27 protein-coding genes are annotated in these 25,956 nt (G+C 70.9%); 18 read left to right on the top strand and 9 right to left on the bottom strand.

Going from position 1 to position 25,956, the window contains the following annotated elements:
- Positions 1–13 precede the first annotated feature (13 nt).
- From ACZYRU_RS08685 to ACZYRU_RS08700, 4 genes are all read right to left on the bottom strand, one after another.
- Complete coding sequence (locus ACZYRU_RS08685; RefSeq protein ID WP_488956685.1) at positions 14–1,126, bottom strand: S1C family serine protease; 1,113 nt, start codon at positions 1,124–1,126, stop codon at positions 14–16.
- Between the two features lie 67 nt (positions 1,127–1,193).
- Complete coding sequence (locus ACZYRU_RS08690) at positions 1,194–2,528, bottom strand: FAD-dependent oxidoreductase (RefSeq protein ID WP_488956686.1); 1,335 nt, start codon at positions 2,526–2,528, stop codon at positions 1,194–1,196.
- Positions 2,529–2,617: 89 nt separating this feature from the next.
- Positions 2,618–3,892: a COG4705 family protein gene (locus tag ACZYRU_RS08695; protein WP_488956687.1), complete on the bottom strand. Its 1,275-nt coding sequence runs from the start codon at positions 3,890–3,892 to the stop codon at positions 2,618–2,620.
- Between the two features lie 26 nt (positions 3,893–3,918).
- Complete coding sequence (locus tag ACZYRU_RS08700) at positions 3,919–4,593, bottom strand: response regulator transcription factor (RefSeq protein WP_488956688.1); 675 nt, start codon at positions 4,591–4,593, stop codon at positions 3,919–3,921.
- A gap of 26 nt (positions 4,594–4,619) precedes the next feature.
- On the opposite strand from ACZYRU_RS08700, the gene ACZYRU_RS08705 reads away from it, so the two are divergent.
- Both ACZYRU_RS08705 and ACZYRU_RS08710 read left to right on the top strand, forming a co-directional pair.
- Positions 4,620–5,921, top strand: a complete 1,302-nt coding sequence (locus ACZYRU_RS08705) for a sensor histidine kinase (protein ID WP_488956689.1) — start codon at positions 4,620–4,622, stop codon at positions 5,919–5,921.
- Positions 5,922–5,923: 2 nt separating this feature from the next.
- A complete protein-coding gene (locus tag ACZYRU_RS08710; RefSeq protein WP_488956690.1) occupies positions 5,924–6,862 on the top strand; it encodes a LysR family transcriptional regulator in 939 nt (312 codons plus the stop codon).
- Between the two features lie 19 nt (positions 6,863–6,881).
- Here ACZYRU_RS08710 and ACZYRU_RS08715 read toward each other — a convergent pair whose 3' ends face one another.
- A complete protein-coding gene (locus ACZYRU_RS08715; protein ID WP_488956691.1) occupies positions 6,882–7,778 on the bottom strand; it encodes a phenylalanine 4-monooxygenase in 897 nt (298 codons plus the stop codon).
- 90 nt (positions 7,779–7,868) lie between these two features.
- On the opposite strand from ACZYRU_RS08715, the gene ACZYRU_RS08720 reads away from it, so the two are divergent.
- Both ACZYRU_RS08720 and ACZYRU_RS08725 read left to right on the top strand, forming a co-directional pair.
- Positions 7,869–8,297, top strand: a complete 429-nt coding sequence (locus tag ACZYRU_RS08720) for an Lrp/AsnC family transcriptional regulator (RefSeq protein ID WP_488956692.1) — start codon at positions 7,869–7,871, stop codon at positions 8,295–8,297.
- Positions 8,298–8,371: 74 nt separating this feature from the next.
- Positions 8,372–9,154, top strand: a complete 783-nt coding sequence (locus ACZYRU_RS08725; protein WP_488956693.1) for an SDR family oxidoreductase — start codon at positions 8,372–8,374, stop codon at positions 9,152–9,154.
- 35 nt (positions 9,155–9,189) lie between these two features.
- Here the strand turns inward: ACZYRU_RS08725 and ACZYRU_RS08730 are convergent, their stop codons facing one another.
- A complete protein-coding gene (locus ACZYRU_RS08730; RefSeq protein ID WP_488956694.1) occupies positions 9,190–10,257 on the bottom strand; it encodes an alpha/beta fold hydrolase in 1,068 nt (355 codons plus the stop codon).
- A gap of 198 nt (positions 10,258–10,455) precedes the next feature.
- Here ACZYRU_RS08730 and ACZYRU_RS08735 point away from each other — a divergent pair, with 198 nt between their 5' ends.
- From ACZYRU_RS08735 to ACZYRU_RS08775, 9 genes are all read left to right on the top strand, one after another.
- On the top strand, positions 10,456–10,788 hold the full coding sequence (locus tag ACZYRU_RS08735) for a type II secretion system protein (RefSeq protein WP_488956695.1): 333 nt from the start codon (positions 10,456–10,458) through the stop codon (positions 10,786–10,788).
- An 81-nt stretch (positions 10,789–10,869) separates the two neighbouring features.
- Positions 10,870–11,976 carry a type IV pilus twitching motility protein PilT gene (locus ACZYRU_RS08740; protein ID WP_488956696.1) on the top strand — a complete coding sequence of 369 codons (1,107 nt, stop codon included), beginning with the start codon at positions 10,870–10,872 and terminating at the stop codon, positions 11,974–11,976.
- A 16-nt stretch (positions 11,977–11,992) separates the two neighbouring features.
- A complete protein-coding gene (locus ACZYRU_RS08745) occupies positions 11,993–13,726 on the top strand; it encodes a GspE/PulE family protein (protein ID WP_488956697.1) in 1,734 nt (577 codons plus the stop codon).
- A 2-nt stretch (positions 13,727–13,728) separates the two neighbouring features.
- The gene (locus tag ACZYRU_RS08750; RefSeq protein ID WP_488956698.1) at positions 13,729–14,934 is read left to right on the top strand and encodes a type II secretion system F family protein; all 1,206 of its coding nucleotides are present in this window, start codon (positions 13,729–13,731) and stop codon (positions 14,932–14,934) included.
- Positions 14,934–15,425, top strand: coding sequence for a type IV pilus modification PilV family protein (locus ACZYRU_RS08755; protein ID WP_488956699.1), 492 nt, complete (start codon positions 14,934–14,936; stop codon positions 15,423–15,425). The genes ACZYRU_RS08750 and ACZYRU_RS08755 overlap by 1 nt, the downstream gene beginning before the upstream one ends.
- On the top strand, positions 15,413–16,099 hold the full coding sequence (locus tag ACZYRU_RS08760; protein ID WP_488956700.1) for a PulJ/GspJ family protein: 687 nt from the start codon (positions 15,413–15,415) through the stop codon (positions 16,097–16,099). The genes ACZYRU_RS08755 and ACZYRU_RS08760 overlap by 13 nt, the downstream gene beginning before the upstream one ends.
- The gene (locus tag ACZYRU_RS08765; RefSeq protein WP_488956701.1) at positions 16,096–18,231 is read left to right on the top strand and encodes a hypothetical protein; all 2,136 of its coding nucleotides are present in this window, start codon (positions 16,096–16,098) and stop codon (positions 18,229–18,231) included. The genes ACZYRU_RS08760 and ACZYRU_RS08765 overlap by 4 nt, the downstream gene beginning before the upstream one ends.
- Positions 18,159–19,028: a prepilin peptidase gene (locus ACZYRU_RS08770; RefSeq protein ID WP_488956702.1), complete on the top strand. Its 870-nt coding sequence runs from the start codon at positions 18,159–18,161 to the stop codon at positions 19,026–19,028. Before ACZYRU_RS08765 ends, ACZYRU_RS08770 begins: the two co-directional genes overlap by 73 nt.
- A gap of 195 nt (positions 19,029–19,223) precedes the next feature.
- A complete protein-coding gene (locus tag ACZYRU_RS08775; protein ID WP_488956703.1) occupies positions 19,224–20,471 on the top strand; it encodes an HNH endonuclease signature motif containing protein in 1,248 nt (415 codons plus the stop codon).
- Positions 20,472–20,490: 19 nt separating this feature from the next.
- Here ACZYRU_RS08775 and ACZYRU_RS08780 read toward each other — a convergent pair whose 3' ends face one another.
- The 3 genes from ACZYRU_RS08780 to cls all read right to left on the bottom strand — a co-directional run bounded on the left by ACZYRU_RS08780 (position 20,491) and on the right by cls (position 22,561).
- Complete coding sequence (locus ACZYRU_RS08780) at positions 20,491–20,697, bottom strand: DUF6458 family protein (RefSeq protein ID WP_488956704.1); 207 nt, start codon at positions 20,695–20,697, stop codon at positions 20,491–20,493.
- A 37-nt stretch (positions 20,698–20,734) separates the two neighbouring features.
- Positions 20,735–20,944, bottom strand: a complete 210-nt coding sequence (locus ACZYRU_RS08785; RefSeq protein WP_488956705.1) for a hypothetical protein — start codon at positions 20,942–20,944, stop codon at positions 20,735–20,737.
- Between the two features lie 144 nt (positions 20,945–21,088).
- Complete coding sequence (gene cls / locus ACZYRU_RS08790; RefSeq protein ID WP_488956706.1) at positions 21,089–22,561, bottom strand: cardiolipin synthase; 1,473 nt, start codon at positions 22,559–22,561, stop codon at positions 21,089–21,091.
- Between the two features lie 27 nt (positions 22,562–22,588).
- Here cls and ACZYRU_RS08795 point away from each other — a divergent pair, with 27 nt between their 5' ends.
- The 5 genes from ACZYRU_RS08795 (at position 22,589) to aqpZ (ending at position 25,857) form a co-directional block, all read left to right on the top strand.
- On the top strand, positions 22,589–23,008 hold the full coding sequence (locus ACZYRU_RS08795) for a hypothetical protein (RefSeq protein ID WP_488956707.1): 420 nt from the start codon (positions 22,589–22,591) through the stop codon (positions 23,006–23,008).
- The gene (locus ACZYRU_RS08800) at positions 23,005–23,508 is read left to right on the top strand and encodes an RDD family protein (RefSeq protein WP_488956708.1); all 504 of its coding nucleotides are present in this window, start codon (positions 23,005–23,007) and stop codon (positions 23,506–23,508) included. The genes ACZYRU_RS08795 and ACZYRU_RS08800 overlap by 4 nt, the downstream gene beginning before the upstream one ends.
- Before the next feature lie 65 nt (positions 23,509–23,573).
- The gene (locus ACZYRU_RS08805) at positions 23,574–24,260 is read left to right on the top strand and encodes an HD domain-containing protein (RefSeq protein WP_488956709.1); all 687 of its coding nucleotides are present in this window, start codon (positions 23,574–23,576) and stop codon (positions 24,258–24,260) included.
- A 9-nt stretch (positions 24,261–24,269) separates the two neighbouring features.
- Positions 24,270–25,049, top strand: coding sequence for an IclR family transcriptional regulator (locus ACZYRU_RS08810; protein ID WP_488956710.1), 780 nt, complete (start codon positions 24,270–24,272; stop codon positions 25,047–25,049).
- Between the two features lie 76 nt (positions 25,050–25,125).
- Entirely contained in the window at positions 25,126–25,857 is a 732-nt protein-coding gene (gene aqpZ, locus ACZYRU_RS08815; RefSeq protein ID WP_488956711.1) for an aquaporin Z, read from the top strand.
- Positions 25,858–25,956: the final 99 nt, after the last annotated feature.

The raw sequence follows: 25,956 nt of genomic DNA on the forward strand, positions 1-25,956 counted from the left end.
GAGGTCCCGTGGTTCAGGCGACCGGCGCCTCGCCCAGGGCGACCGTCGCGGACCTCGTGGCCCCCGCCGCCGTGGTCCAGGTGACCGTGACCCAGTCGCCGGCCGTGTGGGCGGCGATGGCGGCACGCAGCTCGTCGGTCGTGCTCACGGCGGTGCCGTCGACGCGGGTGATCGTGTCCCCGACGGCGATGCCCGCGGCCGCGGCGGCGCTCGCACCGGTGACCTCGACGACCAGGGGAGTGGCCGCGGAGGGGTCGAGGGCGACGCCGAGGAAGCCGTCGTACCCGAGCTCGACGCCGTCGCTGGTGTCGCCGGCCTCGATCTGCGCGACCACCCGCTCCACGGTCGTGATCGGGATCGCGTAGCCGGTGACGTTGCCGGTGCCGCTCGACGCGGCCACGTTCATGCCGACGACCTCGCCGCCGGAGTCGAGGACCGCGCCGCCGGAGTCGCCGGGGACGACGTACGCGTCCATCCGGATCAGGTCGGTGAGGGCGGTGCCGCCGGCGGATCCGTCGGTGCTCTCGACGGTGATGTCGTCGTGCAGCGCGGCGACGGTGCCGGGGGACGCGGTCAGCGAGCCGCCGTCGCCGCCCGCGTCGCCGACGGACGTGATCTCGTCGCCGACCGCGGCCGCGGTGTCGGACAGGTCGACCGGCGTCAGGCCGCTCGCGTCCTCCAGCTGCAGGACGGCGACGTCGGTGGTGGCGTTCCCGCCGACGTACCGCGCGGTGTAGGCCTTCCCGGTCGTCACCACCGTCACCTCGATCGAGGTCGCGCCCTCGACGACGTGGTGGTTGGTGACGACCGTGCCGACGGAGTCGAGGACCAGCCCGGTGCCGGCGCTGGTGCCGTTGGTGAGCGTCGAGGAGATCTCGACGATGCCGGTCGACTGCTCGTCGGTCGCGTCCGCCGCCTCCTGGCCCGCGGTGCCGGGGGTGTACGACTGGCGCCGGACGTACGGCGTCGTGGGCACGGTCGGCGTCGTCGGGACCTCGGTGGTCGCCGCGCTCGGCATCGGGGCGGGGTCGGTCTCCAGCAGGCGGGAGGCGACGGCAGCACTGCCAGCGCCGGTGGCGACGAGCAGCAGGGCGACGGTGCCGAGGGCGAGGGGGTGACGGGTCATGCCCTCGATGCTGCGGAGCCTCCCTGTGTGGCCGCTGTGTCCCGCCCCAGCGGCGGGTGTCAGTCGATCAGGCGCGCCCGGCGGCCAGCATCTCCTCGCGGGTCGCCACCTTCACCCGGGCCCGGCCCTCGGCCTCGCCCAGGGCGACCTCGTGCGCGTCGAGCCGCTCCCACGAGGTGTGGGTGACGACGTCGACGTCGCGCTCGGCGAAGTACGCGTCGACGTCCTCGGTACGACGCGCGGTGGCCGTCTGCTGCGTCTCGGCGAGCAGGTGCCCGACGGTCTCGGCCGCGTCGGACTTGGTGTGGCCGATCAGGCCCACCGGACCGCGCTTGATCCAGCCGGTGACGTAGGTGCCGGGGATCGGGGTGCCGTCGATGTCGAGGACCCGGCCGCCGTCGTTCGGGATGACCGCGGCGCGGTCGTCGAAGGGCAGGCCGGGCAGCGGGCTGCTGCGGTAGCCGATGGCGCGGTAGACCTGCTGGACGTCCCAGTCGGTCACCTCGCCGGTGCCCTCGACCCGGCCGTCGGCGTCAGGGGAGTGGGTGCGCTCGGTGCGCAGCGTGGTGACCTTGCCGTCGGCGCCCGTGACGATCTCGGTGGGCGCCTCGGCGAAGTGCAGGTGGATCCGGTGCGGCTTGCCCACCGGGTCGGCCCCGACCCAGCTGGTGAGCGTGTTGAGCACCATCTTCTGCGACTTGTGCTCGGCGATGTGGGCCATGCCGTGCTCGTCCACGTCGAAGCCCTCGGGGTGCACGATCACCTCGACGTTGGGCGAGTGGTTGAGCTCGCGCAGCTCCAGCGGCGAGAACTTCGCGTACGCCGGGCCGCGGCGCGCGAAGACGTGCACGTCGGTGATGGTCTTGGCCGCCAGGCCCGCGTGGACGTGGGCCGGGATGTCGGTCACGAGCATCTCGTCGCCGGTCTTGGCCAGCACCCGCGCCACGTCGAGGGCCACGTTGCCGACACCGACGACGGCGACGCTGGTGGCCTCGAGCGGCCAGGTCTGCGGCACGTCCGGGTGGGCGTCGTACCAGGACACGAAGTCGGCGGCGCCGTACGAGTGCTCCTCGCCGGGGATGCCGAGGTCGCGATCGGCCATCGCGCCGGTCGAGACGACCACCGCGTCGTAGAACTCGCGCAGGTCCTCGAGCTTCACGTCGACGCCGTACTCCACGTTGCCGAGGAAGCGCACCTCCGGCTTGGCGATCACCCGCTGGAGCGCCTTGATGATCTCCTTGATCCGCGGGTGGTCCGGCGCGACGCCGTACCGGACCAGGCCGAAGGGCGCGGGGAGCCGCTCGAGGATGTCGACCGAGACGTCGGTCTCGGACTTGGTGAGGATGTCGGCGGCGTAGATGCCGGCCGGGCCGCCGCCCACGATCGCTACACGAAGAGTCATGTTGACGATCATGGACGTCGGCGCCGGCTCACAGAACGAGGTTGTGGTTGGGTGCTCACAAGGTCATCTTGTGAGCATCGTGACCCCGGTCACGGGAGGGTCGTGAGCAACGTGTCGATCGCCGACTCCTCGGCGGTGGCCTTCGGCTGGCTCGCCCGGACAGAGGTGAGGACGTCGTCGATCTGGTGGTCGAAGACGTCCCAGGTCGCGCAGTCGGCCGGCTGCAGGTCGGACTGGTCCTTGTCCCACGCGGTCTCCAGGTCGGTGATCCGCTTGGCCGCGCCGTTCTGGTCGCCGCTCGCCACCAGCTGGCGGGTGTCCTCGACGATGGTGCGGTAGCCGGCCGTCGTCGAGGCCGGGAACGCCGTACCTGCGCGGGTGTGGGCCTCGCCGGCGCTGATCGAGCCGGCCGCGCACGACGGTGCCTTGCCCTCCTCGGCGTCGAGCGCGCTGACGTGCGGCTGGCTGTTGGTGTAGGCGAGCAGCCCGACGGTGAGCGCCGCGAGGGCACCGAACCCGACGAGGGCGACGCGTTCGCGGGCCGGTGTGGCGTCGTACGACGGCTCGTCGGGGGCCGTGCGGCGCTCGGTGACGTCGCTGCGGGTGACCGTGAGGAGCACGACCGTGGCCAGGATGGTGCCGAGGAACACGGCGCTGGTGCCGAAGGTGCCCAGCCCCAGGCCCTGCTCGGACTTGGGCGAGGCGAGCCAGTCGCCGGTGTTGGCGCCCAGCGGGCGGGTGAGGATGTAGGCGACCCAGAACGACAGCACCGGGTTGGCGCCGAAGCGCCACAGGGCGGTGACCGCGGCGATCAGGCCGAGCGGCAGCAGGACCGAGCGGCCGGGACCCCAGCCGGTGAGCTCGAGGGTCCAGTCGCCGGTGGCGGTGCCGAGGGCGAAGGTGACCAGGACGGCCAGCCAGTAGAAGGCCTCGCGCGGCGTGCTGACGATGCTGTGGATCGACAGGGTGCGCTCGCGGGCCCACCAGATGCCGAACACCGCGGCGAGGGCGACCGAGAAGACGGTGGTGCTGATCCAGAGGGGTACGCCGAGCTGGTCGGTGAGGATGTCGGTGTAGAGGGTGCCGGTCACGCTGACGACCACGACGGTCAGCCAGTACAGGGCGGGGACGTAGCGCCGCGCGCGCATCTGGACGGCGAGGGTGACCGCGAAGACGGCGGTGAAGATGACGGCGGTGCGGACCAGGCCGACACCGAGGTTCACGTTGATCCAGTCGGCGAAGCTCTCACCCACCGTGGTGCACAGGATCTTGATGATCCAGAACCAGGCGGTGACCTCCGGGACCTTGTTCAGCAGCAGGGCCCGCGTGGAGCGGGACGGTGTTGTCGAGGTTGTCGTGGACATGGGCCGAGGGTGGCCGACCCAACCTGTCAGGAACCTGACTGCTCGAAGCGGTAACCGACGCCGCGGGCGGTGGTGATCTCCGCCGCCATGTCGACCTCGGAGATCTTGCGTCGGACCCTCCGCAGGTAGGAGTCGAGGGTGTTCTCGCTGACCATCGCGCCGTCGGGCCAGGCAGCGGCGACCAGCGTGGCGCGCCGGACGACCTCGCCCGGGCGGGCCATCAGCGTGGCCAGGATCCGGAACTCGGTCGGGCTGAGCGCGACCTCGCCCGACCCGTCGACCAGGGCGTGCCGGGTCGGGTCCAGCCGGACCTCGTGCGCCGGAGCGGCGGCCGGCGCGCTGCGGCGTACCAGCACGTCCACCCGGGCGAGCAGCTCCTTCACCGCGAACGGCTTGACCAGGTAGTCGTCCGCCCCGGCGCCGAAGCCGGCGAGCCGGTCGTGGAGCGCGTCGAGCGCGGTCAGGAAGAGCACCGGCGCCTCCTGGCCGCCGGCCCGCAGCGCCTGACACAGGTCGCGGCCGTCGCCGTCGGGCAGGCCGATGTCGAGGATCAGGGCGGCCAGCTGGGCCGGGGCGCCGAGCAGCCGCATCGCCTCGCCGGCGTCGTGCGCGACCACCGGCTCGTGTCCCGCCAGCCGGAGCGCGTCGGCCACGACGCGGCGGATCTCGGGGTCGTCCTCGCACACACCCACCCGCGCCATGCCGTCCAGCCTGCCATGCTGGCCGCGTGCGCAGGCGGATCGTGGTCTCGACGGTGCTGTTGATGCTGGCCGTCATGGTCGCCGTCGGCTGCGGGATCCAGATCGTGCTCGCGCTGACGGCCGAGCGCGACGTCGGTCGCGTCCTCGAGGCACGCACCGACACGGTGATCGCGGTCGCGCGCTCCGACGGATCGCCTGCTGCGGCACTGTCCGGGCGCGTTGAGCCGGGAGTGCGGGTGTACGACGCCGCCGGGTCGGTCGTGGTCGACACGCTCGCCGCGTCCGAGCGCGCCGGAGCCGACCGGCTGGCGCGCGTGACCTCGGTGCGGGACCTCGCACCGAACGAGCGGGTGCGGCTGCGGGCGACGCCGTTCCGCACGCCCGCCGGGTGGCACGGCGTCGTGGTGGTCGCGGAGCCGACCGAGCCCTACGAGCGGGCGGAGCGGTACGCCCTGCTGGCGACGGTGGTGGCCGGTGCCGTCGTCCTGCTGGCCAGCGGCCTGCTCGCGAGCCGGATCACCTCGCAGGCGCTGCGACCGGTCGCGACGATGGCGGACCGGGCCGCGGACTGGAGTGCCCACGACGTCGGCCGGCGGTTCGGGGAGGTCCCCGACGGCCCGGAGCTGGCGCACCTCGCGACGACGCTCGACGGGCTGCTCGACCGGGTCGCGCGGGCGCTGGAGTCCGAGCAGCGACTGACCTCCGAGCTCGCCCACGAGCTGCGGACCCCGCTCACCGGCATCATCGGGACCGTCGAGCTGCTGGAGCTGCGGGGCGGCGGGACGCCGGAGGAACGGGCCGACCTGGCCCGGGTGCTCGGCCTGGCCCGCTCGATGAGCGAGACGATCACGACCCTGCTGGCCGTGGCTCGCGAGCGCGCGTCGCACGGCGACGCGACGTACGTCGGGGACGTGCTCGACGAGCTGCGTGGCATCGTCGGCGGGTCGGCGGAGCTGGTCGCCGACGTCGAGCCGGGCGCAGCGGTCGTCGTACCGGCGGCGGTGCTGGTGCGGGTGCTGGGCCCGGTGGTCGACAACGCCGCGCGGTTCGCCGTGTCCAGGGTCGATGTCGAGGTGCGACGGGCGGGCGGCTCCGTCGTCATCGAGGTCGAGGACGACGGGCCGGGGCTGGCACCCGGGGTGCGGGACCGGGTGTTCGAGCCCGGGTTCTCCGGTCGCGGCGGCACCGGCCTCGGGCTGCCGCTGAGCAGGCGGATCGCCGCCACCGTGGCCGGTTCGGTCGAGGTGGTGGACTCGCGGGGGAGCGGCGCGCGGTTCCGGGTCGTACTTCCTGCAGTGCCGGACGGTTCTCACAACGTATCGTTGTGACGGTGATCGGCCCCCACGTCCCGGACCTGCGCGCGCTGGAGCTGCTCGTCGTCGTCGCGCGGACCGGTTCGCTGGGGGCCGCCGCGACCGAGCTCGGCATCAGCCAGCAGGCCGCGTCCTCGCGGGTGCGGACCATGGAGGCGCTGGTCGGGGAGCCACTCGTCGCCCGCAGCAAGCGCGGCTCGGAGCTGACGCCGACCGGCGAGCTGGTCGTCCAGTGGGCCGACCGCGTGCTCGACGCCGCCCAGGAGCTCGACGCCGGCATCGCCGCCCTGCGGGCCGATCGCCGCGGGCACCTCGACATCGCCGCCAGCCTCACCATCGCCGAGCACCTGCTGCCCGGCTGGCTGGTCGGCCTGCGCACCCACCAGGTGCAGCGCGGCCAGCAGCCGACCGAGGTCCGGATGACGGCGACCAACAGCGCCCGCGTGGCCGAGCTGGTCGAGGCCGGCGACGTGGCCCTCGGGTTCGTCGAGGGGCCCGAGGCCCCGCGTGGCCTGCGCCGGCGTCTGGTCGGCACCGACGAGCTGCTCGTCGTGGTCGGCCCCGACCACCCCTGGGCCGGGCGCTCCCGCCGGCGCGTCAGTGCCGAGACGCTCGCGGCCACGCCGCTCGTCGTACGGGAGGCGGGGTCGGGTACCCGCACCGTCCTGGAGCGGGCTCTCGCCGACCTGCCGGGCGCGACCCCGGCCCTCGAGCTCTCCAGCACCGCAGCCGTGCGGGCCGCCGTCGCCGCCGGAGCCGGTCCCGCCGCGGTCGGCGCGCACGCCGTACGCGACGACCTGGCCACCGGCCGGCTGGTGCGGATCACCGTCACCGGCCTCGACCTCACCCGCCGCCTGCACGCGGTCTGGAAGGGCGGGCCGCACCCGCCCGAGGGGCCGGCGCGCGAGCTGGTCGCCTGGGCGGGCTCGAGGTCGTCGAGTAGTCCGAGGCGCTAGCCGAGGACGTATCGAGACGCTAGGCGTGGGCCGGGGTGCGGGCCAGGATCTCCGCGATCGAGTCGTCGGTGCACTCGGCCCAGAAGCCGCCGACGACGTCCTCGAGCTGGGTGAACGAGTCCGCGACGTACAGCACGTCCTGGTAGTCGGTGATGTCGTAGAGCTGGGTGCCCATCGCGCCGATGTCGAGCGGGCGGATGGTCATGCCGCGGAACGCCTCGATCTCGCCGGGGGAGGAGAGGATGCCGGCGCCGTACGCCTTGAGCTCGCCGGACTCCCACAGCACGCCGAACTCGAGGGTGAACCAGAAGACCTTGCTGACGAACTCGAGCGCCTCGGTGGTGCGGACCCGGCGCGATGCCTGGCCGGCGAGCTCGTAGAGCGCGGTGAAGCGGGGGTTCGCGAGGGTGTTGCCGTGGCCGACGACCTCGTGCAGCACGTCGGGCTCGGGGGTGTAGAGCGGCACGGAGTGGTGGCGGACGTACTGGGTGGACCAGAACGCCTTGTCGGCCAGGGCGCCGTAGAAGTCGCGCAGCGGGACCAGACCTGCGGCGGGGCGGTAGCTGAAGCCGGTCAGCGGAGCGAGCCAGTCGCTGACCTCGGCGAGCTGGGGGATCCGGTCGATCGGGAGGCCGAGCGACTCCTTGCCGTCGAGGAACTCGCGGCAGCCGTACGCACGGTGCTTGGTCACCAGCGCTTCGCTGACCACGCGCCACACCTCGTGCTCGTCGGCGGTGTACTCCGCGGTCGGGCAGGGCTGGCCGGGACGCCAGTTGCTGGCAAGGGTGGCGAGGGCGTCGCGACGAGCGCGGTACGCCGGGTCGGCGAACCCCGGGTGGTCGGCACCGAGGTGGACCTTGAGCGATCCGTCCTCGTCGGCGGTCACGGGGGCGAAGTACTGGCCTTCCTCGAACATGACTGCAGTCTGTGACGCGGTCCACATAATTGCGAGCGGCTCCGGACGTTTGGCTGTCGCTGGGCGCCGATCGGTGGCAATCTGTCTCGCATGGATGGCGTCGACCGTGGAATCCTGGACATCCTGCGTGCCGACTCCCGGACCTCGATCCGGGAGGTCGCCGAGCGGCTGGGGATCAGCCGGGCCAGTGCGTACGCGCGGGTCAAGCGGTTGGTCGACACCGGCGTGATCCGTGGCTTCACCATCGACGTCGACCACGCGGCGCTGGGGCTCGGCCTGCCGGCGTACATCCACGTCCGGATCAAGCAGAACACCTGGAAGACCTTCCGGTCGAAGGTCTGGGCGATGGAGGAGGCCGCGCACGTCGCGCTCGTGGCCGGCGACTTCGACTGCGTGATCCTGGTCCGCGCCCGCGACGCCGAGCACCTGCGCGAGCTGGTCCTCGAGCGGATCCAGTCGCTGCCCGAGGTGGTCGCGACCCAGACGGTCCTCGTGTTCGAGGAGCACGTCGGGCACTGAGCGACCCCGGTCGTCGAGGAGGTTGCGCAGCAACCGTCTCGAGACGCCCGTAGCCGTCTGCCAGTCTTGCCCCCATGTCTGGGATCGCGTTCGTGTTCGGTGGTTCGGAGGGGATCGGCCTCGCTGTCGCGGAGCGGCTGGTCGCCGAGGGGCGACAGGTCGTCGTGCTGTCACGGTCGGCGGCCAAGCTCGACGCGGCGCTGGCCCGGCTGGGATCCGGGGCGCTCGCGCGCGCGGTGGACGTGACCGACGCCGCCGGGACGGGCGCCGTGGTCGACGCGCTGGTCGCCGAGGTCGGCGTACCGGACCTGGTGGTGACGACGGCGGGGTACGCGCGGCCGGGCTACCTCGAGGACCTGCCCGCCGAGGACGTGACCGGCATGGTCGCGACCAACCTCCTCGGCACGATCAACGTCTGCCGTGCGGTGCTCCCGCACCTGCGTGGTGCTGGCCGCGGCACCATCGTGACGACGTCGTCGATGGCCGGCCTGGCCGGGGTCTTCGGCTACACGGTCTACAGCGCGACGAAGTTCGGCGTGATCGGGTTCTCCGAGGCGCTGCGCCGCGAGGTCCGCCCCTACGGCCTGCGCGTGCTGGTGCTGTGCCCGCCCAACACGCTCACACCCGGCTTCGACGAGGAGAACCGCCACAAGCCGGCCGAGGTGCTCGCCGCGGAGGAGAGCGTCGCCACCCTCAGCCCCGAGGCAGTGGCTTCGACGTTGATCAGTGCGCTGCGGCGTCGGCGCGGGTTCCTCGTCGTACCGGGGCGCGACAGTCGGCTCGCGGCCGTCGCGATCCGGCACCTGCCGTTCGTGGTGGACCGGGCGCTGCGGCGCCCCGCCGAGGTCGTCGAGTAGCCCGAGGCGCTAGCCGAGGGCGTATCGAGACGCCGCTACTTCCGCTTGCGGTCGTGGGTCTCCAGGAACTCGTGGAGGTGGACCCACGTCGTCTCGGGTGCCTTGGTGCCGGTCAGCACGCCGAGGTGGCCGCCGGGCGCGAGCGGGAGCCGGACGTCGGGGGAGCTGGTGAGCAGCTCGCCGACGTGGTGCGCGGCGGCCGCCGGGACGAGGACGTCGGTCTTGCCGGCCACGTTCATCACCGGCACCGTCACCGTCGACAGGTCGATGAGGTGGTTCGGTCCCTGGATCCGCCCGGTGGCGAGCTCGTTGCGCAAGGCGAGGCGCTGGTAGACCTGCAGCGTCGCGCGGCCGGGGTAGGCCAGCATGTTGTTCATGATGTGGTCGACGGCCTGCACCTGACCGAGGAACTCGCGGTCCTCACGCTTGTTCCAGAGGGTGCGGGGCTTCTTGAGGTACGTCGGCAGCGCGGTCGCCTTGAACCCGATGCTCACCACCGGCGCCGGCACCGAGCCCGCCACCTTGAGCGCGGAGCCGACCACCTTGCCGCGGGTGACCTTCGAGGCCACCTGGACCGGCCGCAGCAGTGGTTGCTTGGACAGGTCGAACGGGCTGGCCACCATGGCGACCGAGCGGACCGGCAGGTCGCGGTGGACGGCCGTCGTACCGAGGGAGAGGAGGCCGCCCATGCACCACCCGACGAGGTGCACGTCCTTGCCGCCGGCGTCCTCGGACACCTTGCGGATCGCCGGCGGCAGCACCTCGTTGATGAAGTGCTCGATCCCGACCAGCCGGTCCTCGCCCTTGAGCGGTCCGTAGTCGACGAGGTACGTCGGCCGCCCGCGATCGACGAAGGCCTGGGCCAGCGAGAGCCCCTGGCGTAGGTCGAAGCACTTCGCCTGCGAGCCGAGCGGCGGCACCAGCAGGACCGGAATCCCCTTGCTGCGCACGCTTTTCGCCTTGTCGTAGCGGTGCAGCTCGCGCGTCCGGCCGGTGTCGATCACCTCCGACGGGGTCCGGGTCAGGTCGGCGATTCCGCCCTTGACGAGGAAGTCCCACAGGTTGAGGACGGACTGCTTCGAGGGAGCCTTCGGCGTAGCCACGGGCTCAGTGTGGCCCACGTCACCGCGGTGACGTAGCACGACCCGTCGTGAAATTCCGGCGTTTCCGGAGGTGTACCCAAACGGCGGTAAAGAAAATGGAAAAGCCATGACGACGCGTCGCGGTCAGCGTTTGCTAGTCATCAGCGCTCGGGGGCTGCTCCTTTCTCATCAACCCTCTCTCCTACCGGAGGCTTTGGCATGCGCCGACTCACTGACCGCGTATCCGCGGCCCGCCGCAACGACAGCGGCTTCACTCTCATCGAGCTCCTGATCGTCATCGTGATCCTGGGCGTCCTGGCCGCGATCGTGGTCTTCGGCGTTCGTGGCATCACCGACCGAGGCAAGACGGCGGCCTGCAAGGCCGACAAGCACACTGTCGAGGTCGCCGCTGAGGCTGGTTACGCCCAGGACACCGCCTACTACAGCGTCGCGGACCTCGTTCTCAAGAACTACCTGCGTGAGGCGCCGCCGGCTTCCGAGGGCATCGCGGTCGACACGACGACCGGCGTCGTGTCGGCGAGCGGCTGCTGATCGACGGAAGTCCCAGGGGGGCCGTCGTCTCGACGGCGGCCCTCCTCGTCCTCCAACCGGCTCGACCCGAGAGGCACGCCCGTGTTCCACCACCCCCACCGCATCGGCGCCCGCGTCGACCAGATGCTCGAGGCGCTGTGGAACGTCCGCGGCACCGACCTGATGCTCACCGTCGGCCTGCCGCCGATGATCCGCGTCGACGGGACGCTCGCCCCCATCCCGGGCGAGACGACCCTCACCCGCGAGGACACCGACGCCCTCCTGTCCGAGGTGCTCACCGCCGAGCAGCGCGACGTCTGGGAGTCGAGTCACGAGTACGACTTCTCCTTCTCCTGGCGTGAGCATGCCCGGATCCGCGGCAACGCCTTCACCCAGCGAGGACTGACCGCCGTCGCGCTGCGGATGATCCCGCGTTCCGTACCGACGCCGGCGGAGCTCGGCCTGCCCGCCGTACTCCGTGACCTGTCGATGAGGCACCAGGGCCTGATCCTGATGACCGGACCGACCGGCTCCGGAAAGTCGACCACCCTCGCGTCGCTGGTCGACCTGATCAACACCAATCGCGGCTGCCACATCATCACCGTCGAGGACCCGATCGAGTACGTCCACGACCACAAGATGGCGGCGGTCAACCAGCGCGAGGTCGGCACCGACACGGAGAGCTTCCGCAACGCACTGCGCTCGGTGCTCCGCGAGGACCCCGACGTCCTGCTCGTCGGCGAGATGCGCGACCTCGAGTCCATCCAGTTCGCCCTCACCGTTGCCGAGACCGGCCACCTCGTCTTCGCGACCCTGCACACCAATGACACCGCCCAGTCGCTGGGCCGCATGATCGACGTGTTCCCCGCCGAGCAGCAATCCCAGATCCGGGTCCAGCTCGCAGCCGCGCTCTCCTGCGTCGTCTACCAGCGGCTCATCCCGCGGATCGGCGGCGGCATGATCGCGGCGTACGAGGTCCTCGTCGCGACGCCCGCCGTGCGCAACCTGATCAAGGAGGGGAAGACGCACCAGCTGCGCAACTCCCTCGTGACAGGTACCCAGGACGGCATGGTGACGCTGGAGAAGTCGCTCTCGCAGCTGATCCAGCAGGGCGTCGTCAGCGAGGAGGAGGCGGTCGCCCGCAGCCTCTACCCCAAGGACATCGACGCCCGCCCGCGGTTCGCCGCGGGGGTCGGCGCTGGGCAGTGAGGCGGGGCCACGTCAGATGAGGCTGAAGGGCAAGCACAGCAAGGTCGAGGCGCCGGCCGCCGTTCCGCGCTCGGTCGAGGACGACGAGCGCCTCGGCAGCATCCTGGTCGCCGCCGGTCACGTCCGGCCGTACCAGCTCGACGCGGTCCGGGAGCAGGACGGTCCGCTGGGGCAGAAGCTCATCGCGAGCGGCATGATCACGGACGACGTTCTTGCCCGGACGTTGGCCGAGCACCACCGGGTCGCCCTTGCGGACTTCCGTGCGCTGGAGCCGGCAGCGGACGCGCTCGCGCTGCTCACCCGGGACCAGGCGGTCACCCTCGACGCGCTCCCGATCACCCTCGACGACACCGGTGTGGTCGTGGCGGTGCTCGACCCGGCCCCCGAACGCGTCGAGGCGATCGCGGCCGTGCTGGGCAAGCCGGTCCGTGCCCTCGTGGCGACCCGCCGGGACCTCGAGCGAGGCCTCGCGACGTCCTACCGGGCGACCCACGAGGTCGGCGGCCAGGTCCAGGCCTTCGAGGCCCGGGACGTGCTGCGCCGAGAGGCCGAGGGTCTCACCGACGTCAGCGTCAACGAGGAGGCCCCGGTCGTCCGGGTCGTCCAGTCGGTGATCACCCAGGCGCTGCGCGACCGCGCGTCCGACATCCACGTCGAGCCGACGGGGGACCGGGTCCGCGTGCGGTATCGCATCGACGGCGCGCTCACCGAGGTGCTCGACCTGCCCGCATCGATCGGACCGGCCATCGTCAGCCGCGTGAAGATCCTCGGCGGGATGAACATCGTCGAGCGACGACGTCCCCAGGACGGCCAGATCACCATGGACGTCGACGGGCGCGAGGTCGACATCCGGGTCTCGACCACGGCCGTCGTCGGTGGCGAGAAGGTCGTCATGCGGGTGCTCGACAAGAGCCGCCCACTCTTCAAGCTCGAGCAGCTGGGCATGCCCGCCGACACGGCCGAGCGCTACTCCCAGCTGATCCACTCGCCGTACGGCATGGTGATCTGCGCCGGTCCGACCGGTGGTGGCAAGACTACGACCCTCTATGCGTCGCTCGGGGAGCTGAACAGCCTCGACAAGAACCTCATGACGATCGAGGACCCGGTCGAGTACACCTTCGACTCGATCAACCAGATCCAGATCAACGAAGCGGCTGGCATCACCTTCGCCGGCGGGCTCAAGTCGATCCTGCGCCAGGATCCCGACGTCATCCTGGTCGGCGAGATCCGTGACGTCGACACCGCCAGGATCGCCGTGCAGTCCGCGCTCACCGGCCACTTCGTGCTCTCCTCGCTGCACGCGACCGAGGCGGTCTCCGCCCTGTACCGCCTGCTCGACATGGGCATCGAGGCCTTCCTGATCGCGTCCTCCGTGACCGCCGTCGTCGCCCAGCGCCTGGTGCGCCGCAGCTGCACGTCGTGCCTCGAGGCCTACGAGCCTTCGCCCGACGAGCTCGCCTTCGTCCATCAGTTCGGTGGCCAGGAGCCGATCGGCGGTTGGCACCACGGCACCGGGTGCCACTTCTGCGCCCACACCGGTTACCTGGAGCGGATCGGTGTCTACGAGATGCTCGTCGTCACCGACGAGGTCCGCGAGCTGATCGTCGACCGGGCGCCGCACGACCAGATGCGCAAGCTCGCCCGGAGCCAGGGGATGCGAACCCTCCAGGAGCAGGCGGTCCGCCTGGTCACCGACGGCACGACCACGGCCGCCGAAGTCATGCGCTCGATCTACGTCGCGGGGGTCTGAACATGCCGAAGTACGCATTCGCCGGAGTCGACCTGGAAGGCAAGCGGGTCAAGGGCACCGAGAAGGCAGCGAGCCGCGGCGACGCGGAGGTGGCCCTCTACCAGCGCGACCTGCGGGACCTGCGGGTCACCGAGAGGAAGAGCATCCTCCAGTACGAGATCTCGGGTCCGCGGATCAAGAAGGACGAGGTCATGCACCTCTCCCGGCAGATCGCAGCGTTCCTGCGCGCCGGCCTGCCAATCCTCGACGCCGTGCACTCGATCGGAGCCGAGAGCGAGAACTCGTCGGTGCGCCGGATGATGCACGACATCGAGGACGGGCTGCGCACGGGCGAGCGGTTCTCCGACACCCTCGAGCGCTATCCGAAGGTGTTCCCCGAGTTCTATCGCGGCATCGTCCGCTCGGCCGAGCTGACCGGTGAGCTCGACACCGTCCTGGCACGGTTGGCGATCTACCTGGAGCGCGACCTCGAGGCACGGCGGAAGATCAAGTCGGCCCTGATGTACCCGATGGCGGTGGCGGTGATGTCGGTCGTCACCGTGCTGGTCCTGGCGATCTACGTGTTGCCGAAGTTCAAGGTGTTCTTCGCCGAGCTGCACGCCGAGCTCCCGTTGCCCACACGCATGCTGCTGTGGACCACGGACTTCCTCGGCAACTGGTGGTGGGCGATCGTGGCTGGGATTGCCGCGTGGGCCGTCCTGTTCGTGGTCTCCCAGCGGTTCGAGCGAGGGAAGTACGTCTGGCACGCATTCCTGCTCAAGGTGCCCGTCCTCGGCGAGACGATCCAGTACGCATTGGTCGAGAGGTTCTGCCGGGTCATGGCGTCGATGGTCTCCGCCGGGGTCAACCTGCCGGAGGCGATCACCGTGGCGATCGACTCGCTGCGGAACCGGGTCTTCATCAAGCGCCTCAACGGTGTCACCGAGCAGCTCCTGGAAGGCCAGGGCCTCGCCGCGCCGCTGGCGCGGACGCGGCTCTTCCCGGGCACGGCGACCTCGATGCTCCGGGTCGGGGAGGAGACCGGGTCGATGGACACCCAGCTCGAGGTCACCGCCGAGTACTACGAGGACGAGCTCGACTACAAGATCAACAAGCTGACGGCGCTCTTCGAGCCTCTCGTGATCATCGTGATGGGCGCCATCGTCGGCTTCGTGGCCGTGGCTCTGGTGTCGGCGATGTACGGCATCTTCCAGCAGGTGGATGTCTGATGCTCTGCGACTCCGCCGATCCTGGAGGGCACGACCGGGGTGAGACCCTGGTCGAGCTCCTGGTCGCGGTCGTCATCCTCGGAATCGCCGGCGTCGCGGTGATGACGGGCCTTGCGATGACGGTCAAGGCGTCCGACATCCAGCGGAAGTCGACGACCAACGGTGCCTACGTGCGGAGCCTGGCCGAGGCCGTGCAGGACTGGGTCGCCGCGGGCCACTACGCCAGCTGCCCGGCGGCCGACGCCTACCTCAGCGCGACGGTGAAGGGCCGCCTCACGGGCCTTCCTGCCGGGTCGGGACTGTCCCACGACAAGCCGCGGAGCGTCGGGCCCACCGGGGCCAGCTCCGCCTGCACGACGGACACCGGTGTCCAGCTGGTCACGCTCCACGTCACCAGTCCTGACGCGAACGCGTCCAGGAAGGTGGACGAGGTCCTGACCATCGTGGTCCGGAAGCCCTGCGACCCGAGTGTGGCGCCATGCACCAGCTGAGCATCCGGGAACGTCGTGCCCATCGCGCCGAGGACGGGTTCACCCTCATCGAGCTGGTGTTCACCGTGGCGATCGTCGGCATCATCGTGGTTGCCCTGACCGGAGTCGTCGTCAGCTACCTCAGGACCACCGTCACGGTCGAGACCCGGCTGACCGAGTCCCACGACGTCCAGTTCGCCTCCGCGTACTGGCAGCGTGACGTCGCCAGCATCGGGCGTCGTTCGACGACCTACGACCGGCCCAGTCACTCCTTCCCGCTGCAGCAGTCGGTGGAGTCGCCCGACACGGGAAGCCTGGTGAGCTGCTCGCTGCCGTCTGCCGCGAACCTCGTGACGCTGGCCTGGACGGAGTACGCCCCGGCGTCGCCGGACACCCCGACCAAGGTCACCGTCACCTACCTCCGGCAGGGCGCCAGCGCGCCGTACAACCTGGTGCGGGTCCGCTGCTCGGGGTCGCACCTCGACTCGCGAGTGACGGTCGCCAAGAACCTCTCGGCCATCCCGACGGTGGTGTGCGTCCGCGCCGACGGCACCTCGGGGTCCGACAAGTGCAATGGCGCCGGCGCGAACGTGCCGGTGCTCGTCACCATGACGCTGACGTCCCACGACAAGGACAGCCGCGACGCCAGCAGCACCTACAGCGCAACCCTCTCGGGCGAGCGGAGGCAGACATGATCCGGTGGAGGCTCCGTCGTCGCGACGACGAGGGCGCGATGCTCATCTTCGCCCTGCTCATCACGACCACGATCGCCCTGGTCGTCGGGGCGGTCCTGATCCGAGGCGACGGCAGCCTCCGGGCGACCGTGACTCTGCGCGACGTGGCCGGCACGTCGTACGCGGCCGACGCCGCCGGCAACATCGCGATCAACGACCTGCGCACCGGCTACGGCTTCACCACGAGCCCGAGCGGGTTCGACAACGCTCTCGGCGGCAAGGGCTGCTTCGGGGGCACCCTGGGAGCAGACCTCACGGACAAGATCGCCCTCAACAACTTCTACCCGGCGACCGGGACGGTGAAGACGTCCTCGGCCTTCGTCGAGTGCACGGGCGAGGCCGGAACGGGTCAGCAGGGGTCGCCGGTCCCGATCAACGATTCCAACAAGCCGGGGTACGCCATCGTCACGTTGGGGGATGCGGGCACCCATGCCAACGGTCACCTGACCGCGTCCGACGCGCTGAAGGTCCATGGTGGCATCTACGCGGATGGCGACATCATCGGACCGGTGAGCGTCGACGCAGGGGACGTCCGGGCGACCGGGTCGTGTTCGGCGACCACGGTGACGGGAACAGCGACCAAGACCTGCGGTGGCGTGGCGCCGGTCGACGACCCCAACTACGGCCACGAGCTCGGCTCCACCGTGCCGGCGCTGCAGACGCCTCCCACGAGCTGCTCCGGGGGAGTGGCCACCTTCACCCCGGGCTACTACGACAGCGCCAAGGAGCTCAACGACGCGATGGGGCTGTGCCGCGTCATGTGGTTCAAGCCGGGCAACTACTACTTCGACTTCCACGACGAGACCTGCACCGACGTCTGCCCGGACGGCGTCTACCCCGCCAACACCAACATCTGGTCAGTCCCTCGCGGCACCGACGTCCTCGGCGGCACCCCGACGAACCCGACTACCGGAGCCGTCCTCGCCAAGCCGCCGTCCCCGCTGCCGACCGACGCCGACGGCCTGATCCCGGGGAATTGCCAGAGCCCGATCACCGACATCAACGCCCAGGGCGTGCAGTTCGTCTTCGGCGGCAACAGCCGGATGTTCCTCAACGGCAATGGCAGCACCGGCGCCCACATGGAGCTGTGTGCCAGCTACCACAGCGACCGCCCGCCCATCGAGCTCTACGGGCTCAAGACCGGGAGCACACCGACCGCCGTGACCGACACAGCGCGGGACATCAGCAACGGCGGCAGCGTCGTGTCGGCGGGGTCCTTCACGGGCGCCACCGTCGCCAACCTCAAGGCGGGCGGACCGGGCGCCACGTGGAAGACGACCACCGCCAGCCAGTCGTCGAGCATCCTCAAGATCGACGGCTTCCAGCCGAGCCGGACTGTCCCTACGGGCTCGATCCTGACCCAGGCGACGTTGCACGTCACGCACACGGAGCCGGCGACGGGCGCGAACTTCGCCGGCAATGCCAAGCTCACGATCGGCGCCTGGAGCCTGGCGACGCCGATCACGGCCACCACGAGCTCCACGACGACCGACATCCCGATCACGGGAACGAACCTCACCGACCTGCAGAAGGCGGTCCGACTGGCCGGCTACACCGGCGCGACCGTCGAGTACACGGCGAACGCGAAGCAGAACAACGCAACGACGACCGTCGGCCCGATCACGCTGGACCTGAAGTACTTCGTCCCAGTGCTGCGCGGTGAGTCCGGCACGTGCATCGCGACCGGCACCTCGTGCCCGCTGCTCTCGACGGACCCCTCCGGCAACAACAAGATCAACATGTACCTGCAGGGAACGACCTACGCGCCGTTGGCCGACCTCAGCATCGTGCTGAGCAACTTCAGTGCCGAGGTCGCCAAGTTCGGTGTGGTCGCCCGCCGGGTCGAGTTCGACGTCAACACCGGAAATCCCCGGTACACAGGTCCCGTCTTCGAGATCCCGGACAACTCGCCAGGCTATGGCTACAACAACACGACCGTTCACCTGAAGGTGCACGTCTGCCTCGGCAAGTCGACGTGCAGCGCGTCCGATCCGGTCAGCCTCACCGCTAGGGTCCAGGTGTGGGACCCGACCGGTGTCCCCGTTCCACCGAAGAGGCAGATCACCGTCCTGAGCTGGAGTCATCAGCGCTGACCGAGCAACAGTTCCTCACCATCGCAGTCCCGGCGATCGCCGGCCTCCTCGGGCTGGCCATCGGGTCCTTCCTCAACGTCGTGGCGCACCGCGTGCCGGCGGGGGAGTCGGTGGTGAGCCCGCCGTCGGCGTGCCCGAGGTGCGGGCATGCGATCCGGAACCGGCACAACGTGCCCGTGCTCGGGTGGCTGGTGCTGAGGGGGAAGTGCTTCGACTGCGTGGAGCCGATCAGTGCGCGGTACCCGCTGGTCGAGGCGGGCACGGGACTGATGTTCGCACTGGTGGCCCTGAGGCTCGGGACCGACGACGACGGGCTGCGGCTGCTGCCGGCGTACCTGACGTTCGCGGCCGTGTCGCTCGCGCTGGCGTTGATCGACCTCGACGTGCACCGGTTGCCGGACGCGATCGTGCTGCCGTCGTACCCGGTGCTGGCGGTGCTGCTGGCGATCGGTGGGGACGGGCACGCGTTGCTGCGGGCGGCCGAGGGGGGCGCGATCCTCGGGGTGTTCTTCTTCGTGGTCTGGTACGTCGCGCCCGGCGGCATGGGGTTCGGGGACGTGAAGCTGTCCGGGCTGGTGGGCGCGATGACGGCGTACCTGACGTGGGGAACCTTCCTGGTCGGCGCATTCCTCGGGTTCGTGCTCGGGGCCGTGGCCGGGGTGCTGCTCATGGTGGGCGGGAAGGCGGGTCGCAAGACGGCTGTGCCGTTCGGGCCGTTCATGGTGCTCGGGGCGTGGAGCGCGATCCTGGGCGCGGGGAACCTGGGCGACGCCTATCTTAGATCGATCGGACTCTGACTGGAACATATGTTCGAATCGAGGTAAGGTGGGCTGCAGGCCGTACGGCGGGATGCTCCGAGTGGTCCCGGGGACCTGAGGCCCAGCGTTGCAGGACAGGGCGCGCACCTGCCGGGTGCGTCACGACCGCTGAGCCGCAGAGGCTCCTCCTGGAGGGCGAGACCTGATCCGTCGCGCCTGCCCTCCGGAGTTCCGATGTCCATCGCCGTCCTCGCGCCGCCCCACCCGATGGTGGCCTGTGCTGCGCGCGTGCGCGAGGTGTTGGCGGACGTCACCGACGTCCAGCCGGTGTTCATGTCGGTTGCCGAGAAGGAGCAGGCGCTGGTCGATCTCGCGCGGGCCGAGGCCCAGCTCGCGGAGCTGAAGGCACGGGTGCTCGCCGCCTCCGACGACGTCGCGGACGAGCACGGAGCGCGCGACGTGGCGGCGTGGCTTGCCCAGGCCACGCAGGCCGATCCCCGCGCTTCGCGGGCGGATCTGCACCTCGCGAACGCATTGGAGCTGCGGCCGATGGTGGCGGCGGGGATGCGGGCTGGGGTGGTCTCGGCGGCGCAGGCGCGGGTCATCGTCGAGGCGGTCGAGGAGCTGCCGGCCGACCTCGGGCCCGAGTTGGCGGTCGAGGCGGAGCAGACGTTGGTGGGGTACGCCGCCGCGCATCCGCCGCGGGAGCTGAAGCGGTTGGGGCGACGGATCCTGGAGGTCGTGGCGCCCGAGGTCGCCGAGGCCGAGGAGGGGCGTCGGCTGGAGGACGAGGAGCGGCGGGCGTACGAGAAGGCGTCCTTGCGGTTCCGTGACCTCGGGGACGGGCGGACCCGGATCGCGGGGGTGTTGCCGACGTCGGTCGCGGAGCGGCTCAAGCGCTACCTGCAGGCGTTCACCTCGCCCCGGCAGCGGGAGAACAACACCGCTCCGAGCGAGTGGGCGCCGCAACACCGCGCCTACGCCCACGCGTTCGCGGCGCTGCTGGAGCTGCTCGACCCGAACAGCCTGCCGGAGCACGGCGGCGACGCCACGACCGTGATCGTGACGATCGGAGTCGCCCAGCTCTGCAGCGATCTCGCGGCCGCAGGGCTGATCGCGGGCGACGGCGAGGAGGTCATCTCGGCTGAGGAGGCGCGGCGACTCGCCTGCCAGGCGCAGATCATCCCGGCGGTGTTGGGCGGGAAGGGCGAAGTGCTGGACCTCGGACGACGGATGCGGCTGTTCTCTAAGGCGCAGCGCCGGGCGCTGCGGCTGCGTGACCAGCGGTGCCGCGCCGAGGGATGCACGATCCCGGCTGCGTGGACCGAGGCGCACCACCTCGAGCCGTGGTCCGCGGGCGGGCCCACCGACCTGGCGAACGCCATCAGCCTGTGCAGTCATCACCATCACCGCATCCACGACCGTGCCTACCGCACCGAGCGGCTGGCGAACGGCGACGTCCGTTTCGCACGGCGGACGTGAGCCGACGCCCCGGCGAGCCTCAGACCCGGTCGTCGTAGTGGTGGACCGTCCGGTCGCGGCGCCATGGCGGCGCGACGACCAGGGAGAGGACGATCGCGAGCACACCCGCGATGATCAGGATCGTGCCGAGTGCGTCGTCGTTGACGTACGTGATGTCGACGGTGATGACGTCGAGCGCCAGCACGAGGCCGGCGACGAGCAGGACGATGCCGAGTCCGATGTACATGGACAGACGGTGCCCGGAGATGGCCGGGCCAGACGCGTCAGCGCTCGGAGAAACAGACCAGGCAGGCGCGCGGGTCGTGCTGCAGGTGGCTCTCGTGCAGCCGCGAGGCCCGCAGCAGCAGGTCGTCCAGGGCCCGCTCGGACGCGGCGATCTCGAGGATGGTCTCCTCGAGCTCGGGAGACAGGCGTGGACCGGGCTCCGCGGTCCGGACGTCCGGCTCGACGTAGGTCGCCTCGAGTGCGCTCATGGTCCCTCCCCAAAATTGATGACCGAGACCCTCATGTCGAGGATCGGCCGTCGGGCGGGGAAGGGCAACGGTTCCGAGGAAGGTCAGGTCGGTCGCGTTCGGCGGGTGGCCCGATCGGGTCAGGACTCCGGGACCAACGGTCCCCTACTGCAAGGCGGCGGTCAGCCGGGCCACGTTGTCGACGTACTTCGCGCCGGGCGAGCGCTCCTCCCACGCATCGAGCGTGAGCTCCTTCGACAGCGCGCGGTAGGTGTCCTCGACGCGGCGCATCTTCGCCACCACGGCGGGGTCCGGCATCATCAGCGACACCTCGTAGTTGAGCGCGAACGAGCGCATGTCCATGTTGCTCGAGCCGACCACGGCGACCTGGTCGTCGATGGTGAAGTGCTTCGAGTGGAGGATGTACGGCGCCGGGTACTGGTAGATCCGCACGCCCGCCTCGAGCAGCGCCTTGTAGTACGACGCCTGCGCGTGCCCCACGAGGAACTGGTCGGAGACCTCGCTGACGAACAGCTCGACGTCGATGCCGCGCTCGGCGGCGGTCGTGACGGCGTACAGCAGCGACTCGTCGGGCACGAAGTACGGCGAGGTCAGCGAGATCCGCTCCGTGGCGGCGTACAGCAGCGTCGTGAACATGCGCAGGTTGTTCTCCGCGACGATGCCCGGTCCGCTCGGCACGACCTGGCACGGGACGTCGAAGACCTCTTCGGGACGGCGGTCCTGCTCGCCGTGGACGGCGACCAGGTCGACGACCTGGCCGGTCTCGACGTACCAGTCCGAGGCGAAGACCGCGTTGAGCGCGCCGACGACCGGTCCCTCGAGCCGCACCATCAGCTCGACCCACTCGCGTCCGAGCTCGTGATTGGCGGGCTTGTTGTAGCCGGGCTCGGTGAGGTTGAGCGATCCGGTGAAGCCGACGCTGCCGTCGACGACGAGGATCTTGCGGTGGTTGCGCAGGTCGGGGCGGCGGAACCGGCCCTGCAGCGGCTTGATCGGCAGCATCGGGTGCCACGCGATCTTCGTGCCGCGCAGCCGCTTGACCATCGTCTTGTAGCCCGGGATCCGGCGTGAGCCGATGTGGTCGAAGAGCAGGCGTACGTCGACGCCGCGGTCGGTCGCGCGGATCATCGCCTGGAAGACCGGGTCGGTCACGTCGTCCCACGCGGTGATGTAGAACTGCACGTGCACGTGGCTGCGCGCCCGGTCGATCTCACGGGCCATCTCGGTCATCAGGCCCCGGTAGTCCGGCCACAGCTCGACCTCGTTGCCGCCGGTGAGCGGCAGCGCGCCGAGGTTCTGGTTGAGCATCGCCACGCCGGCCATCGCGGGCGGCAGCCGGGTCGCGTCGAACGACAGCGGCAGCTGAGCGCTGCGCTCCCGGATGGTCGCGATCGCCGTGCGCTGGCGGGTGATCCGGCGGTTGCCGAGCCGGATCCGGCCGAAGAGCAGGAAGATCGAGAACCCGATGATCGGCTCGATGAGGATGAGCAGCAGCCAGGCCATGCCGGTCGACGGCTTGCGGTTGCCGGGGATGACGCCGAGCGCGACGAGGCGCAGCACCATGTCGAGACCGAACACGATCCACCCGAGCGTCGACGTCGGAACCAGCAGATTCATGGGCGCAGCCTATGGAATCCTCGGTCCATGACAGCGCCAGACCAGAGCTTGTTCAGCCGTGTCGCCGGCGCGGTGACCGGCAAGGTCGTCGACGCGGTGCCGGTCGAGGAGATCCTCGAGCACGTCGACATCGACGCGGTGCTCGACCAGATCGACGTCAACCACCTGCTCGAGCGGGTCGACGTCAACCGGCTGCTGGACCGGGTCGACGTCGACCGGCTGCTCGCCCGCGCGGACGTCGAGGCGCTCGTGCAGCGCGCCGGGATCCCCGACATCGTGGCCGAGACGACGGGCAACCTGGCCGGGCGCACCCTCGACGTCGCGCGCAGCCAGGTCGCCGGCCTCGACACCGTGGTCTCCGGCATCGTCGACCGGATCCTGCGCCGCCGTGGGCCCGCGCCGCTCGGCCCGTCCCTGCTGGTCGGAGGCGCGGTGGGGGACCGATGAGCCGCGCGAGCGTCACCGGGCAGTACGCCGGCCCGGTCAGTCGCGCCGCGGCGGTCGCCATCGACACCGGCGTCGTGCTGGCGTCGTACTCGATCGGGGTGGGCATCACGGGCTTCCTGCTGAACGCGATCTTCGACGCCTCGCTCGAGGACGGCACTGGCGCGGTCGCGTCGGTGGTGCTGCTCGCCTGGGCGGCGCTCTACGTCGCCGTCAGCACCGCGGTCGCCGGCCGCACCGTCGGCAAGGCGATCGTCGGGCTCAAGGTCGTCTCGCGCGACGGTCGCCCCGTGCGCCCCGCAGCCGCGGTGGTCCGGGTGGTCGCGTTCCCGCTGAGCACGTCCCTCTTCGGTCTCGGGGCGCTGCTGATCGTGCTGCGGCGCGACCACCGCGCGCTGCACGACCTGGTCGCGCGGACCGCGGTGGTCTACGACTGGGGCGACCGGCAGGCGCAGCTGCCGGGGCCGCTGACGGCGTACCTGCAGGCGCACGACGCGGCCTGAGCCCGCTTCCGGCCACCGGAAGCCACACCTTGCCGCCACCCGGAGACAGCAGGTTGGCTGCGGAGGTGCTGCCGCAACTCACGCCCACCCGCAACGACCTCGGCCGCGACGTCACCGCCCACCTGCCGGCGGCCGACGGGCTGCGCGGCGTCTACGCACTGCCGGCGGCACACGGCGTCATCTGGCAGCGCGCCGTGCCGTACCTGCAGGTGCGCGACAACGACGGCCACACGATCTACGCCTACGGCCTGGGCCGCGCGCTTCTCGACCTCACCCCTGAGGCGGATCCCGACGTGGTGCTGCCGGCGATCCTGCTCCACGACACCGGCTGGTCGCAGGTGCCCGAGCCCGAGATCCTCGAGGCGATCGCGCCCGGCGGGGGACGACCCGACCTGGTGCTGCGGCACGAGAAGGAGGGCGCCCGGATCGCGCGGGAGGTGCTCGGCGAGGTCGGCTGGGACCCGGAGCGGACCGAGCGGATCATCGAGATCGTCGATGGTCACGACAGCCGTCGCGAGGCGATCTCCCTCGACGACGCGCTGATGAAGGACGCCGACAAGCTCTGGCGGCTCACGCCCCACGGCGTCGACACGGTGATGAACTGGTTCGGCCTGACCCGCGACGAGGCGCACCGGCTGATCGCGAGCCGCGTGCACGACCACCTGCTCACCGACGCGGGCCGGACCCTCGCCCTCGGACTCGCCGCTGTCGCCTCGATCGACTCCACTCCGCAGCGGATCGCGCTGGCGTAGCCTCGGCCCGTGGCGACGGACGAGAGCGGTGGGGGACGAACCGTCACCTCGAAGGTGCTGGCCCTGCTCGCCGCGTTCGAGCACGGCCCGAGCGCACAGTCGCTCAGCGAGCTCGCGGCCGCCGCCGACGTACCGCTGCCGACGGCACACCGGCTCGCTGCCGAGCTGGTCGCGTGGGGCGCGCTGGAGCGCACCCCCGAGGGCCGGTACGTGGTCGGGCTGCGGCTGTGGGAGGTCGCCCAGCACGCCGGCCGCCAGCTCCGCGACGCCGCGCGCCCCTACCTGCAAGACCTCTTCTCGCTGACCCAGGAGACCGCCCACCTCGCCATCCGCGAGGGCCACGAGGCGCTCTACATCGACCGGATCTACGGCTCCAAGCGGGTCCCGCGCGCGAGCCGCGTCGGCGGTCGGCTCCCGCTGCACGCGACGGCGGTCGGCAAGGTGCTGCTGGCCTACGAGGACCGCTGGCTGCAGGAGGCGTACGTCGGCGAGCGGCTCGATCCCGTCACCGCCCGCACCCACGTCCACCCCCAGCGCCTGCTCGAGGAGCTGGCGGCGATCCGTGAGCGCGGGTTCGCCACGACCTACGAGGAGGTCCGCGTCGGGAGCTGCTCGGTCGCCGTCCCCGTGCTCACCCCGGACGGCCGCGCGCCCGCGTCGATCGGCCTGGTCATGCACTCGGCCCAGGCCGACCAGATGCCCCGCCACCTGCCGACGCTGCGGGGGATCGCGGCCCGGATCGCGCCCTCGGCGGCTCGCTGGGCCCCGACCGACCGTACGGCGCGGTGACCCGGCTCACATCCCTGCAGGCGTGATACTGCCTCCAGGTTCCATTCTTGAGGAGCCCTCTTCCCCAGGAGGCACGATGTCCACTCAACCTGATGTACGCAAGGTCGTCGCCGCGGAGTTCCTCGGCACGTTCGTCCTCGTCTTCGGCGGCTGCGGAACGGCAGTCCTCGCGGGCAAGCAGGTCGGCTTCGCGGGAGTCGCCGCCGCCTTCGGTCTCACCGTCGTGGTGATGGCCTACGCGGTCGGCCACATCTCGGGCGGCCACTTCAACCCCGCGGTCACGCTGGGCGCAGCGGCAGGGGGCCGCATCGCCTGGAAGGACACCCCGGTCTACATCGGCACCCAGGTCGTGGCGGGCATCGTCGCGGGCGCGGTGCTCCTCGTCGTCGCCAGCGGCACCGACGGCTTCGACGCGGTCAAGAGCGGCTTCGCCTCCAACGGGTACGACGACCGGTCACCCCTGGGCTACAGCCTGGTCGCCTGCCTGGTGATCGAGGTGCTGCTGACCGCGATCTTCCTGTGGGTCATCCTCGGCGCCACCGACTCCCGGGCGCCCAAGGGCTTCGCGCCGCTGGCCATCGGCCTGTCGCTGACGCTCATCCACCTGATCAGCATCCCGGTCACCAACACCTCGGTGAACCCGGCGCGCTCCATCGGCGTCGGCCTGTTCGCCGGCGGTGACGCGATCGGCCAGCTGTGGCTGTTCATCCTGGCGCCGGCCAGCGGTGGCCTGATCGCCGGCTTCTCCTATGCCTTCCTGCTCGGCAGCGACGACGCCGTCGCGCTCGCCGACACCATGGAGGCCTGAGCACCGCACCGCTCCATCCGCACTGCCAACGACTCCCGGCCGGACCACGGCCGGGAGTCGTTGTGTTCGCGCCCACACCGACTTCCGTCCAACGGAAGG

This window comes from Nocardioides sp. F233, assembly GCF_057813895.1.